This is a genomic window from Vibrio sp. Scap24 (assembly GCF_013394185.1).
GTDB classification, from domain to species: Bacteria; Pseudomonadota; Gammaproteobacteria; order Enterobacterales; family Vibrionaceae; genus Vibrio; species Vibrio pomeroyi.
The window spans coordinates 1096081-1109822 of record NZ_CP041332.1 but is presented as its reverse complement, the minus strand read 5'-3'; the positions used below and the strand labels follow the sequence as shown (position 1 = coordinate 1109822).

Below are 13742 nucleotides of genomic sequence, written 5' to 3'. Positions count from 1 at the left end.
TTTCATTGAATTTCAGAAGACAGGTATAGGTTTTTACTTACTCTGCATCAGTAAAGAAATCGTTGTACAACATGTATAGGTGAGCCGCACTCCAAGAGAAGTTTGGTGCACCTTGTTGTTCACCGTTTAGTGGGTTGTAGTTCTCACGGATAGGACCGTCTTGCACCAAGCCATCTGCGTGGTCGAAGAATGCGCCTGCCATTTTAATCGCATCATCACGGTAGCCGTAGCTGTCCATACCTTTTAGGCCGAAGTAGAACTGGTCTACCCATACACGTCCACGCCAGTAAATATCAGGGCCAAATGCTGGGCTAGAAAGCGCTGCTGTGCCCAGTGGAACGTAGGTGTTGAACTCCCCAATATCTTTCATCACAGAAACAACCGCATCAGCATGTGCTTGCGTTGCTGCGCCATTGAACAGTGGTGACCAACCTTCAGGGCCTTTACCACGCTCAACAATCGGTTTACCCGCACAGCCATTAGCTAAAGGCTTATCTTCAATACGAATGTCGTAGTAGAAGTTAGTGCCTTCATCGAACATACAGGTGTTGATGTAGTTCGATAGGTGCTCCGCTTTTTCGCGGAACTCTTTCGCTTCTGCGTCTTTACCCAGAATGTCAGCCATTTCCGCTAGATACTTGTTATCGCTGTACATGTAGCTTGCTTGGTCAACCGACTCTTGCAGCAATGAGTAGCCCAATAGGGTGCCGTCTTCCGCGCGGTTTTGAGCGAATTCAACATCCCAATCACTACGTTTGCCGCCGTTGGCAACGTATGCGTCTAGCTGGTCTTTATCAATGAAACCGAAGGCTGCCGCATCATCACGACCTGATTCCCAAGACGCAGCGGTTTGAGCTGGGCTCTCGATGTAGTCATAGTTACCTTCTGCCACGACTTTATCCAGTGCCGCTTGGCCTACGACGGTTTCATGCTTATCACCACGAACCACGGTGAAGTACATTTCACCTTCAGGAGTGTTGTGTGCTTTGTCACGCGCTGCGCCATACTCTGGAACGCCGTTGCCGTTGTTATCACGGTTGCGTAGCCACCAGTCGTGGTATGCGACTAGCTTTGGATACATCTCTTCTAACCAAGCTTCGTCGCTGGTGGTCTTGTAGACTTCCATTACCGCCCATGCCGCTAGGCTAGGTTTAGTATTACGTTCATTCCAGTTACCACCGTCGCCACCGCGTTCTGGGCTTAGGTTGTATGCCAGTAGGTCTGGCACGTAGCCTTCATCCCAAGGGCGAACCGCGTCGTCAGCCTGAATCTGGTAAGCGAACATCGCGCGGATGTTATCTTTCGCCACATCTGGGTTGAAGTGAGCCATTGCGTAAGCTTGTTTCCATGTGTCCCATGGCCATGTTTGGTTGCCTGAGAACCAGCGAGCGGTTACCGATGGAGTGACAGAATCAAACTCCATTGCACCTGCTGCGCCACGCCAGTTACCGTTTAGGGTTTCCATCGCTTTTACTGCAACACGCTCTTGTTCTGGTGTTGCGTTCGGGTTGGTTAAGCCCATCTCTAGGTAGCCTTCCCAACGTTCTGCTGATGCCGCTAAGAAGTCAGTCGGGTTTGCCATGATCTTTTTGATTTCAGGCTGTTCAGCTTGTGCTTCTTCTGCCGTTAGAACATGCGAGTATGTGGTGTAGATGGTGGTCGATTCATCAATGTTTGCCGTCGAAGTAAACGTTAGGCCATCAACTGTGGTTTGGGTTGGAATCGATTTATGAACTTGGTACTCAGACTCGCCTGAAGTCAGTAGATCCCACGTTGAACGTACTTTACCGAAAGTGACCTTTAGGCCATCGTCGGTTGTGACTATTTTACGATCGTACTCAGGGTAGGTTTCAGCAATGGTTTTATCGGTTTGCGCGACGCCTTCTTTCGCGTGTGTCTTCTCTAGTAGTTCGCCATCCCACACCAACTCAACAGGTGAGTCTGTGGTGATTTTGGTTTCTAGCAAAGAGGTACGGTTAGAAGCAAAACGCATTGTCATCTCTACCGTCACATCGTCAGATTTTAGTGTCTGAACCAATGCGCCCGGTAGGCTGTAAGCTTCCATGGTAAACGCGACTTTTTTGCCATCTTTGAACACGCTTAAGCGGTCAAAGTTATCAGCCATGAAGTTGATGTACTCTTCGGTAAGCAGCGCTGTACCCGGGAAGCCGCCCATGCCTTCAGCTGTATCTGGCAGTAAGTGACCGTGCCATGCACCTAAATCGAAGAATGGGTTGAAACGCTGGTGGTCATCGAAGTCGTAATCACGCATGTATTCTGGTGAGCCAGTACGGTCGATAACGTTTTTAAATTGGTTGGCTTGAAGTTCTTCAGAGCCTGTATTTGATGTACAGCCAGTAACAACAAGTGCTGCGCCAATAGCGAGAGCTGCGAATGATTTGTTCAGTTTCATAGTGAGTTCCTGTTATTACCAGTAGAAGTATTGCATTGCGAACACTTGTGCGTCGCCAATTTCAGTGTCGCTGCCTACGCCAAAGCGGCTATCGAAAGCAGTCGCAAACGCACCGTTGCCGTATTCGTACCAAACACCTGCGTTGATGTAAGAGGTGATCTCTTTTTCACCATTGTCGCCATCAAAGTTTGCGTAGTTGTAGGCTGCTGATAGGTAAACGCCTTGCGCCGCTTCGTACCAAGCACTGGTTTGAATACCTGACTCGCTACCGAAAGACTCTTGGTTGCCTTTGTCTGTGTCGTGCCATACACGCGTTGCGAAGTTCTTATACTCAGCACCTAACAGTAGAAGTTCACCACCGTCGTTATTACGAACTTCACCTCCGCCCATTAGGGTTAGGTCGTCAGTTAGATCGTATTGGAGGTAACCGTTGACCATGGCATTTTTGTCTTTCCATTGGTCTGCGAAGTTGTCGTACTTACCGAAGTGAAGCAGGGCATCGTCTTCAGAGAAGTCTGATTCAGGTGCGAAGGAAACGCTGTAGCGTAGCTTGCCTTCTAGATTTTGTATCTTCACACCAACATGCACGTCACGCGTGTTTGAGATCGCGTAGCCGTACTCAACGGTAGGGTCACCCCACCATTGAACGTCATCCAGTGACGAGTCCATACGACCCACAATAAATTCTGTTTTTGCATCAGTGCGGTAGCCAGCGTAAAAGCGGTTAAAACCACCTTCGAAGCCGCCCCAGCCATGGCCAGTCGCCCAAGCATTGCCTTCGTCATCGGCTTGTACCGTCCAGCCTTCCATGTAAGCAAGACCAAACCAATTGCCATGCTCGATAGCCAAGCCAGCCTCAATGTAAGTGCCGTCTGCGTAGCGGCCTTTGTCGTCGCCTTCTAGTGCAACGTGACCACCAAGGCCAAGCTCACCATAGAAGTTAAATAGCGTTTCAGATTCTGTTTTAGGGGGCTGAGTGTCGCTGTGGTTAGCGGCTGTTTCATCAGCGTGGGCATTAGCCGTTAGAGCAGCAAGGATACAGCTTGTAATAAGAGTGGTTTTAGTAAAACTACGTTTCATTTTATTCACTTCTGTTTCGGGTTGATAAATGAAGCTTCGTAGGCTGTTCTGACTTCTAATATTGGGGTGCTCTTCAAGGCGTATATGGTCAGGTCACTTACGATCGCAAAACCGATATTAATGATTATTTTTGTGTTTAAAATTAAATCGATCTAAAAATGTGATCTGTTTTTAGTAAATATTTACTTTTAATTTATTTTGGTTTTTAGTTGAATTTGTACGCTAATGCTTGGGGTGGGAGGTATTTGGGGTATGAATCGAATTTTTAACCAATAAACAGGCTTGTAAATAAAAAGGCACTCACCAAATGGAGAGTGCCTTAGATTTTTAATGAGAGTATCAAGCCAAATTAAGCGTTAGCAGGTTCTGGCTTTGCTTCTAACTTCTTCTCTTCAGGAGACAGGCTTTTCTCGTATTGACCGTACTTCCACCACGCATAGCCAAGGAAGATAACAATGCCACCCACGTTGTAGAAAATGATGGTCATGATGTCTGCGCCAGTCGGGAACGTTGATGCAAAGAACCCAACTGTAAAAATACCGATAAGAATCGACACTGCGGTAATGCCTACACGGCGTGAGCCCATGCGGAAATCACGAGGTAGATGGTCGAGTTTTACACGCAGGTGCAGGTAAGCAATCATGATGAACAGTGGCGGCAACATAGAGGCTGCGGCTGTCATGTTGATGATGGTACTCATTAGGTCTTGTACTGTGTCCGACGCCAGTGTTGGGATGAACATCAGTGGAATTACGATGAAGAACTGAACCCAAGCCGCACGCTCTGGCACGCCTTGTTTGTTGAGTGCGACAGTTTTCTCGCCGAAGATGCCTTTAGGGATTTCAGAGAAGAAAATCTTAACCGGTGTTGCTGTCCACATCAGTAGCGAGCCCAGCATCGCAGTGAATGAAACCACACCCACAAAGCGATTCATTAGGATCTCAGACAAGCCAAAGTGTCTTGCTAGACCTTCAAATACCTGTACTGAACCACCAGTAAACTTAAGCTCTTCACGAGCAACAAACACGTTCGCAAGTACAGAACCAACGGAGTAAAGTGCACCGATAAAGATACCGGCAATGATGATTACCTTAACGAAAGACTTGTGACCGCCTTTGATGTCGTTTACGTAAACCGCGACCGATTCTGCACCGCCTGCTGCCATGAAGATCCAGGTGATTACGCCAAGGAATGCCCAGTTAAAGCTTGGTGTCATTGCCTCAATCGTGATTGGATCAGCGGGTTCTATACCACCAACCAATGCGCCGCCTGATAACAGGATGTAAGACAAAGTCAGCAATAGCATCAGTGACGAAGTTAAAGAGGTGATAGGGCCCAGTAGCTTCGCGCCGTTGTTCGAGATGTGAGTCGCGACCGCAAACAAAATGGTACTCAGAATTGCCGTGGTCATTGGCGTGAAGATGTACTCGAAACCTAAGAACGCATACGACGCATAAGCGATGATTCTAGGCAGCAGAGACGTGAAGAAGAATAGATTAACAAACCAGTAAGTGTAAGCCGAAATAAACGCCCAGCGGCCGCCTAGCGAGCTTTTAACCCAAGAATAAACACCCGCTTCAGAGTCTTTATTCAGTGACACAAATTCAGCGACTATCAGGCAGAAAGGAATAAAATAAAAGATGGTTGCTAAAAAGAACATCGGAGCCGAAGATAGGCCGATTTCGATGTTGTTATTAATGATGTTATTGAAGCTATATACCGCCGCGAAGGTCATAGACAGTAGGGCAAATTTGCCTATCGTACTGCGTTTATTATCGGACATGATGTTCTCCGGTGAATCACGTTGATGATCGTTATAACTTGGTCCTAGAGAGGGAAGCTCTAGGCCGCACTTTTATTGTTATGTTGGTTTGGCAAACACCCGCTCAGATCAATCAGGGTTGGCTCAGATATTATTTTTATAGATTTACGATCGGACTTCTTAGTGATTTACCTTTGCTGTTTTCAGTAAATTTATTACCCAAACAACAGGTTAACGACTCAGAAGTTCTGTAAAGAGATTGGTTGTTTCATGTGCGACGTTTAATAAGGCTTGTAGGGGCTTTGTGTCGTTTTTTTATATGGAACAGCTTGTCTCTTCAGCAAGAAGATTAAAGATTAAGCGGCGGGAAGTTAATCAAAATTGATCAATTATGTGACCTTGAGTAAATAAATTTAGTTAATGTTTTACCTTGGTTTTTATTCGAGTTTTATTACCGATTAATTGGTGTTTTTCGTGAAGTGAAACCTTGACGGAACGGTGTTTTTATTTTTGAGATTGTTGTTTCAATTATCTGATTTAAAACAAAAAAACGCCAATGAAGGCGCTTTTAATTAGATGTGAAGATTTTGGATTACGACTGCTTAGCCGTTTCTAGCTTTGCTTCTTTACCTGCTTGCTTCTTTTCAAAGCGAGAGATCCACCACCATGCAATACCAGAGAATACCGCTGTCATGAACACGTTGATGAAGAAGGCTTGAACAAGGTCAACACCTGTCGGGAATGCCGATGCTGTCATGCTCACAACGAAGATACCAATCAGTACCGAAACCACTGCCATACCTTGAACTCGAGTGCCCATTCGGAAATCACGCGGTGTGTCGTCGTGTTTCAAGCGGAATACAAAGTAAGCCACCATGATGAAGATAGGCGGTAGCATTGCGGTACCAGCCGTTAGGTTGATTGCCGTGTTCATCATGTCTTGTACAGATTCAGAGCCGAAGCCGTTAACCACAAGCATCACGAATACGAACGCAAATTGCCACCATGCTGCACGAACAGGAACACCGTGCTCGTTCAGTTCTGTTGTCTTCTCGCCGTAAACACCTTTAGGGATTTCAGAGAAGTGAATTTTTACAGGAGCCGCAGTCCACATCATCATCGAGCCGAACATTGCAACGAACAGTACGATACCAACGAAGCGACCCGTTAGAGATTGTGAAATGTCGAAGTAGTTCGCCATACCTGTGAAGATTTCAACCATGCCGCCAGCGTAAGTTAATTCATCACGTGCAACGAATACGTTTACTAGTAGAGAGCCGACTGCGTACATCGCACCAATCGCGATACCTGCACCAATGATGACCTTGATGAAAGACTTATGACCACCTTTCACATCGTTTAGGTATGCGGCAGCTGTTTCTGCACCGCCAGCTGCTTGGAAGATCCAACACATAATACCCAGCGTTGCCCAGTTGATGGTTGGTGTCATTGCTTCTAGCGTGATTGGTTCAACTGGTTCGTGGTTACCGCCCAGTGCCATCAGTGCACCGATAACGTAAATCGCGAACAGAGCAAATACACCGTATGCCACGATCTCTGCAATCTTACCTAACCAGCTCGCGCCTTTGGTTGAGATGTGCGTTGCCGCAGCAAATAGACCAATCGAGATTGCCGATGTGACGACAGGTGAGAAGGCGTATTCGTAGCCAAGCATCGCGTAAGATGCGTAGGCGATAACGTTTGGTAGCAGCGATACAAACCAGAAAAGGTTCACGAACCAGTACAGGAACGAACCTAGGTAGGCCGCTTTAGTACCCAGCGGTTTTTTAAGCCAGTCGTACATGCCTGACTCAGAATTTTTGTTTGCTGATACAAATTCAGCAATGATGAACACGAATGGAATGAAGTAAATAAGGGTCGCAAGCAAAAAGATAGGAGCAGAACTCAATCCCAATTCGATGTTGTTATTTACGATGTTGCGAACGTTAAATACCGCTGCAAATGTCATGGAGAGCAAGGCAAATTTGCCCAACTTACCGCGTACAGATTCAGACATAGTGTCCTCCGGGGAATCACATAATTATAGTCGTTATTTCTCTATGCTTCTTTGTAGGGAAGAAGCATAGAGGGTTTGTTCAGTCTATTTGAGCCTTGAACGGCAAGGCTCAAACGCGCTGTGAATTAATAGGGTTTTACTTACTTATTTAGGAAGTAACCGTCTTCAATGGTCACTTTCAGAACTACTTTGCGAACGCGATGATCGCCGTGGAAGCGGTAAGCTTTGCTGTTATCAAAGATCGCCACTTGGCCTTCAGCTAACTCACGAGTTTCACCGTTACCCAATAGGTGTTCACGGTCGGTTTCATCGCTGTAAGCTTGGATTTGTTCTAGCTCTGATTTGGCTGCGAACTCGACAGATTCACGACCTTCTAGGTAGTAGTGCACGTCGAAGTAGCGACGGTTGCCAGTAAAGTTTTCGGTGTTACGAGCCACGCCGTCTTCAATCATGTAAGCCAGTGAGTCACCAATCGAATACATCACGCCATCTTTGATGTTGCCGATGTTTTCAATCGCCTCTACACAGCGTTGCCATTTACGGCCATCGCGGTAAACGACTTTAAATTGTTCTAAGTTCTCTAAAACGATCATCGCTTATGCCTCGTTCTGTTGTGGTTGAGCTTTCGGTGCGTTCGCCGTAAAAAACTCATCGCCAAAGTTGTGACTGATTAGGTGCTGCGCGTCGCAATCGCCTGCTTGGAATGGAATCAGAGTTAAGCCGTAGCGGAACTCGTCCATGTACACGCGGTAAGAGTCGAGCACTTCGCTGCCCCAAGAGTTAGAGCCTAAGCCCATCACTTGGTGGTCTAGGTTTAGCGTGATGTAACCGCTCTTCTCTAGCTCAATAGTGTGTTGTGCTTGGTGCAGGTTTTGATTGGTGTAGAACCATGCGCTGAAGTTGATTTCTTGCTGTGGTTTTACTGCAATACCATTACCTGCGCGGCTTGAAAGCGCAGCCCAACGAACATGCTGGCGGTTGCCATTGTTTTGTGGGAACGGGTAGTTCTCGAACATGTCTGCAACCGTTGATTGGTACACATCAATCATGTTGGCTTGCTTGCTGTCTTGGTAGTTCTCTTCTGGGCCGCGGCCGTAGTATTGAACTTGGTCGAAGTCGCCGTTGATGCCCATATCGAAACCAATCACTGGAATCACATGTGGGTAATCACCGTAGCGTTCGCCGCTTAGCTCAACGTTCAGCTGACCTTCAGCACTGATTTGGTAGCGATATTCACAACGCATGCCGAAATCAAATACTGGTGGAGCAATGATGCTGGTGGTCGTGATCTCTACCTTGCCGTTGTTCACTTCCACGTTAAGCGTGCGGAAGTGTTCCTGCATGATCTGTAGGTGTGCTGGCTCCCAGTAACCATCGTGCTCTTGCTTGTGGTTATCGATCATTGGTTTGAAGAAGTTAAGTCTTGGTTCTGACTTAATCATCTCTTCGCCATTGACTAGCCATGACGTCAGCTTGCCGTTCACTTTCGAGAAGTTCAGTGCAAAGTTGTGGCCTTTGATTAGGTAAGCGAGGCGAGACTCTTCAACATTCAGTGCTGTCGCATTGTTGTTGGTGAAGGCTTCTAGCTGCGCCGTGTTCTCTTTTACTTGGAATTGGTAAACCGCGATGTCGTGGTTCGCTTCGCTGTAAGGCGTGCGGGAATCTTTGCGAACAGTAAAGTTCACAAACACTTCGCGCTCATCAAGTTGTGGCAAGTTAAGTGTTAGTTCACGGCTAGAGTTTTCTGCCAGCTCTTCAACCTTGATGTGTTGCACAGCAATGGTTTCACCTTCAGCGCGAATTTCTGCAGTGATGGTGTAGTCATCAATGTTTGAGAACCACAGTTTGTTATCAACGGTGAAGGTGCCAGTTTGCGCATCGAAATCGCGAAGCTTCACTGGGGCAATCACTTGCTTGTATTCTTTCAAACCTGGCCCCGGTGTTTGGTCTGGGTAGATCAAACCGTCCATGCAGAAGTTGTAGTTGTTCGGGTAATCACCGTAGTCGCCACCGTACTTGTAGAACTCAGTACCTGCTTCATCACGTGCCAGAATGCCGTGGTCACACCATTCCCAAACATAGTGACCTTGAATCGAATCGTGCTTGTAGAACACGTTCTGGTACTCGGTTAAACCGCCCGGGCCGTTACCCATTGCGTGCGCGTATTCGCAGATGATACGTGGTTTTTCGTGTGGGAATTCACCGAAGGCATTCATCAATTGAGCACGTGAGTACATGGTTGAAACGATGTCTACTACCTCAGCATCACGGTCTTCTTCATAGTGAACCAAACGTGTGTCATCAATTGCTTTTGCTGCGTCGTACATAGAACGAATGTTGCAGCCGTAGCCAGACTCGTTACCTAAAGACCACATGATGATAGAAGGATGGTTCTTTTGAGCGTGAATGTGACGTTCGATACGCTCAACAAACACCGCTTCCCATGCTGCATCGTTAGTGATACGGCTTAGGTCGCCAACGTTAGCAAAGCCGTGTGTTTCAACATCGGTTTCGCCCATCACGAATAGGCCGTAGATATCACACAGTTCGTAGAAGCGTGGGTCGTTCGGGTAGTGTGCGGTACGGACTGAGTTGATGTTGTGTTGCTTCATCAGCACCAAGTCTTTCTCTACGCGATCCATGCCAACAGCGCGACCTTTTAGATGGTCGTTGTCGTGGCGGTTCACGCCGTGCAGCATCACGTACTTGTTGTTGATGTAGAACAGACCATCACGAACTTTAATGTCACGGAAACCAACACGTTGTGGGATCACTTCTAGCACTTTGCCGTCTGCGTCTTTCAGGGTAAGCAGCAGTTGGTAAAGGTACGGGTTTTCAGCATTCCATTGAACTGGGTTAACCACATCAATAGAGAATTGAGTGTTCGCATTGCCGCCAGTCTGTTGGTTAGGAACAGCTAAGCTATCTACAGAGCCTTGCGAGATAACTTGGCTGCCATCAAGCAATGCGTACTCAAGGGTTGCGTTTGTCGCTGCTGCTAGGTTTTCTAGAGCAACATTGCACGACAGGGTCGCGCTTTGGTAAGCATCGTCAAAATCAGTACGAACCGTTAGATCTTGAACGTGCAGTTGTTCTTTGCCAACAAGGTAAACATCACGGAAGATACCGCCCGTCCACCACATGTCTTGGTCTTCAATGTAGGTTGAATCTGCCCACTGCATCACGCGAATAGAAAGTAGGTTGTTGCCCGCTTTTACGTGGCCAGAGATATCGAACTCAGCGGTTAGGCGGCTGCCCTTGCTGAAACCAACATACTCACCGTTTACGTAAACCTCGAAGTAGGTCTCTACGCCATCAAACTTGATGATGATTTGCTTCTCGCCCCAGCTTTCGCCAAGGAAGAAAGAGCGTTGGTAGGCGCCTGTTGGGTTGTCTGATGGTACGAAAGGCACATCAATTGGGAATGGGAAACCTTCATCTGTGTATTGAAGATCGCCGTGGCCTTCCATTTGCCACATGTTTGGAACCGTAATGTGGCCCCAGTCGCTCATCTCTTGAGAGTAAAACTCTTCAGGAACCAATAGCGGGTTAGCGAAGTAGCTGAAATTCCATTGACCACTTAACAGTTGGAAGTGGCTGCTTAATTCACGTTGAAATGTCTTAGCTGTTTTTTCTGATGCGTATGAGAAGAAGTAAGCACGTGGTGCCATACGGTTCTCATGTAAGTTCAGGAAGTTTTCCCAGTTGTTCACGTTGCCTCTCTCTCGGCCTGTTTGAATGCTGGCCGACGTTCTTATGCGTAATTGGGTCGTAGTGAATACGAGTATTTTTTGGACTGAGGTAATTATTAGTAAAAGTTTTACTAAATGAAATTGATGAAAACGTTTTACTTTAACTCCATCACGTTTTTTGTGGGCTTTTTACGGTGCTGTGTGATCCACTTAAAAGAATGCTATTTGGTGTTTTATACAGCAGATTGGAAGAGACGATATGTGATTGGAGAGGGAGATAACAGGCATAAAAAAGGCCACCTATAGTAGAGGTGACCTTTAGTTATCTATTTGAAATATAGTGCTATTTTGTTGTGTCGCGCAGCTTGAGTTTACTTGGTACGTAAACTCTTAGTGGGATAGTACGGCCATCGCGTACTTTCTCAATCAGAAGGTTAACACCTTGAATTCCCATCAGTTCAGAGTGAATACGAACGGTTGATAAACTTGGGAAGGTAAATTTAGCGGTTGGGATGTCATTGACACTGATCAGCGCAATGTCTTCTGGAATGCTTAATCCGTGTTCATGAACGGCGCGTAAAACACCAATTGCAATCGAATCTGATGCAATAAACATCGCTTTCGGGTAATCGCCGCTCTCTAGCATCTTCTTCGCCAGTTTGTAACCAGATGAGCTAGAGAAGTCACCGCGGTAGATATCTTGTTCGCTGACTACGTTCTTCAAACCACCGTATTCAGCAAACGCGACTTCGCGAATATCGGAGGTGTTAATGTCGTCTTGGCCACCGATGAAACCAATGCGTTCGTAGCCTTGATTGATGAAGAAGTTGGTGATCTCTTTGCTGATGCGAGCAAGGTCAATATCAACAGAGTCATAAGGTTCAGAGTGATCGGTAAAGTCAACGTAGCAGATATTATCGGTGAGCTTTTTCGCTTGTGCGATAACTTCTTGCGTCATTCTACCAACCAGTAAAATACCGGTTATCTGGCTAGAGTTTGTCTGTATTTTACTTTCGTAACAGTTGGTTAGGTTAACTTCCATCTTCTCGCATTGAGTCTCAATACCGTGGCGAATCGATAGATAATAAGGGTCGTTAACTTCCGCTTCTTGCTTGTAGTTGTACAGAGCAAGGAAGTGGTGGTTCTGCTTTTTACCGCTAACCGATTTACGTGAGCTGCTGGTTTTGTATTCCAACTTCTCGGCAATTTCAAAGATACGCCTTTTGGTCTCTTCCTTGACGCTTAATGTAGGATCTTCATTGAGAACCCGAGAAACGGTAGCTAATGAAACATTTGCTTCCGTCGCGATATCTTTTAACGTTGCCATACTCACTTCCTGTTCTTGGAACATTGCGCTGCTTTGAAATTCGTCTTTAGTAAAAAAAGCAATGCACCTCTTTATTCTACTGACCTATTGTAATCAAACTGAAAGCCAATGCATTAACTTTTAGTAAAATAAATGCCCAACTCCTCTGTGATGTCGCAAATCTCACTATCTATAAAGATCTCATTTAATTTCAATGGATTAGCACTATCTATCGATTCATCAACTCAATGTTGATATGAATATGTCTCGTGGAACTTTGTGTAAACGTTTACACTTCGTGGTTCTGATCACAGAATTATAGTCAGATTGGCTGCTACTATTTCTGTAACAACGAACTAATACACAGAGTATCGGTTCAGATTTCATCATGAATGACAGTGAAGAGAGGTTGATTGTGAAAGTACTGGTAACGGGCGGCATGGGTTACATCGGAAGTCACACATGTATTCAAATGATGCAGGCGGGTATGGAGCCAATCATTGTAGACAACCTTTGCAACAGCAAAGAGCTAGTACTGGAGCGAATCAATGCGCTAACCGGTCAAACACCAACATTTTACCTTGGCGATATTCGTGATGAATCTTTCTTAGATGGCGTGTTTGCTAAGCATGACATTCAAGCCGTCATTCATTTCGCTGGCCTAAAAGCAGTCGGCGAATCAGTCGCTAAGCCTTTGGAGTACTACGATAACAATGTAAATGGTTCTCTGGTTCTAGCGCGCAGCATGAAGAAAGCAGGCGTGAAAAGCATCGTGTTCAGCTCTTCGGCAACCGTGTATGGCGACCCTGAGATTGTGCCGATCACCGAAAGCTCACCAACGGGCGATACCACGAACCCTTATGGTCGTAGTAAGTACATGGTCGAAGAGTGCTTGAGTGATTTATTCAACGCTGAAAACGACTGGAGCGTGACTTTACTGCGCTACTTTAACCCTGTTGGCGCACACCCATCAGGCACCATGGGCGAAGATCCGCAAGGCATTCCAAACAACCTAATGCCGTTCATCGCACAGGTTGCCGTTGGCCGTAGAGAGAAGCTTTCTATCTTTGGAAACGATTACCCAACACCGGATGGAACAGGCGTTCGTGACTACATTCACGTGATGGATCTGGCTGATGGCCACGCAGCAGCATTAAAAGCCGTGGGTGAGAAAGCGGGTTTGCACATCTACAACCTAGGTACAGGTAAAGGCTCAAGCGTACTTGAGATGGTTGAAGCCTTTGCACAAGCGTCGGGCAAGCCTGTTCCTTATGAACTTTGCCCGCGCCGTGTTGGTGATATTGCCGAATGTTGGGCAAGCACAGAAAAGGCAGAGCGTGAACTGGGTTGGAAGGCGACACGCAGCGTGATGGAAATGACGGCGGATACCTGGAAATGGCAGTCGAATAACCCTCAGGGTTACTAAGAAACTTTTAGGTTATTGAGAAAAGAGAGATTCCAGATGTCTCGTA

Annotated in this window: 8 protein-coding genes; 1 reads left to right on the top strand and 7 read right to left on the bottom strand. The window is 46.4% G+C overall.

What is annotated here, in order from left to right; translation table 11 throughout:
* Window positions 1-37: 37 nt before the first annotated feature.
* The 7 genes from ygjK to ebgR all read right to left on the bottom strand — a co-directional run bounded on the left by ygjK (window position 38) and on the right by ebgR (window position 12291).
* Window positions 38-2413 carry an alpha-glucosidase gene (gene ygjK, locus FLM53_RS04560; RefSeq protein ID WP_176680347.1) on the bottom strand — a complete coding sequence of 792 codons (2376 nt, stop codon included), beginning with the start codon at window positions 2411-2413 and terminating at the stop codon, window positions 38-40.
* 15 nt (window positions 2414-2428) lie between these two features.
* Complete coding sequence (gene ygjJ, locus FLM53_RS04555; RefSeq protein ID WP_176680346.1) at window positions 2429-3493, bottom strand: protein YgjJ; 1065 nt, start codon at window positions 3491-3493, stop codon at window positions 2429-2431.
* Window positions 3494-3842: 349 nt separating this feature from the next.
* Window positions 3843-5276: an amino acid permease gene (locus FLM53_RS04550; RefSeq protein WP_176680345.1), complete on the bottom strand. Its 1434-nt coding sequence runs from the start codon at window positions 5274-5276 to the stop codon at window positions 3843-3845.
* Window positions 5277-5847: 571 nt separating this feature from the next.
* Window positions 5848-7272 (bottom strand): amino acid permease, encoded by a 1425-nt coding sequence (locus tag FLM53_RS04545; protein WP_161748948.1) that lies wholly within the window; start codon window positions 7270-7272, stop codon window positions 5848-5850.
* A 140-nt stretch (window positions 7273-7412) separates the two neighbouring features.
* Window positions 7413-7865: a beta-galactosidase subunit beta gene (locus FLM53_RS04540; protein ID WP_176680344.1), complete on the bottom strand. Its 453-nt coding sequence runs from the start codon at window positions 7863-7865 to the stop codon at window positions 7413-7415.
* A 3-nt stretch (window positions 7866-7868) separates the two neighbouring features.
* A complete protein-coding gene (gene ebgA, locus FLM53_RS04535) occupies window positions 7869-10985 on the bottom strand; it encodes a beta-galactosidase subunit alpha (RefSeq protein WP_176680343.1) in 3117 nt (1038 codons plus the stop codon).
* A 322-nt stretch (window positions 10986-11307) separates the two neighbouring features.
* Complete coding sequence (gene ebgR / locus FLM53_RS04530; protein ID WP_176680342.1) at window positions 11308-12291, bottom strand: transcriptional regulator EbgR; 984 nt, start codon at window positions 12289-12291, stop codon at window positions 11308-11310.
* 394 nt (window positions 12292-12685) lie between these two features.
* Between ebgR and galE the strand changes: the two genes are divergently transcribed.
* Window positions 12686-13696, top strand: coding sequence for a UDP-glucose 4-epimerase GalE (gene galE, locus FLM53_RS04525; protein WP_176680923.1), 1011 nt, complete (start codon window positions 12686-12688; stop codon window positions 13694-13696).
* Window positions 13697-13742 lie beyond the last annotated feature (46 nt).

Excerpts from the sequence above, each read along its gene's own strand:
- ygjJ (WP_176680346.1), bottom strand. The coding sequence starts at position 3,493 with ATGAAACGTAGTTTTACTAAAACCACTCTTATTACAAGCTGTATCCTT.
- ebgR (WP_176680342.1), bottom strand. The coding sequence starts at position 12,291 with ATGGCAACGTTAAAAGATATCGCGACGGAAGCAAATGTTTCATTAGCT.
- FLM53_RS04550 (WP_176680345.1), bottom strand. The coding sequence starts at position 5,276 with ATGTCCGATAATAAACGCAGTACGATAGGCAAATTTGCCCTACTGTCT.
- FLM53_RS04545 (WP_161748948.1), bottom strand. The coding sequence starts at position 7,272 with ATGTCTGAATCTGTACGCGGTAAGTTGGGCAAATTTGCCTTGCTCTCC.
- FLM53_RS04540 (WP_176680344.1), bottom strand. The coding sequence starts at position 7,865 with ATGATCGTTTTAGAGAACTTAGAACAATTTAAAGTCGTTTACCGCGAT.
- ygjK (WP_176680347.1), bottom strand. The coding sequence starts at position 2,413 with ATGAAACTGAACAAATCATTCGCAGCTCTCGCTATTGGCGCAGCACTT.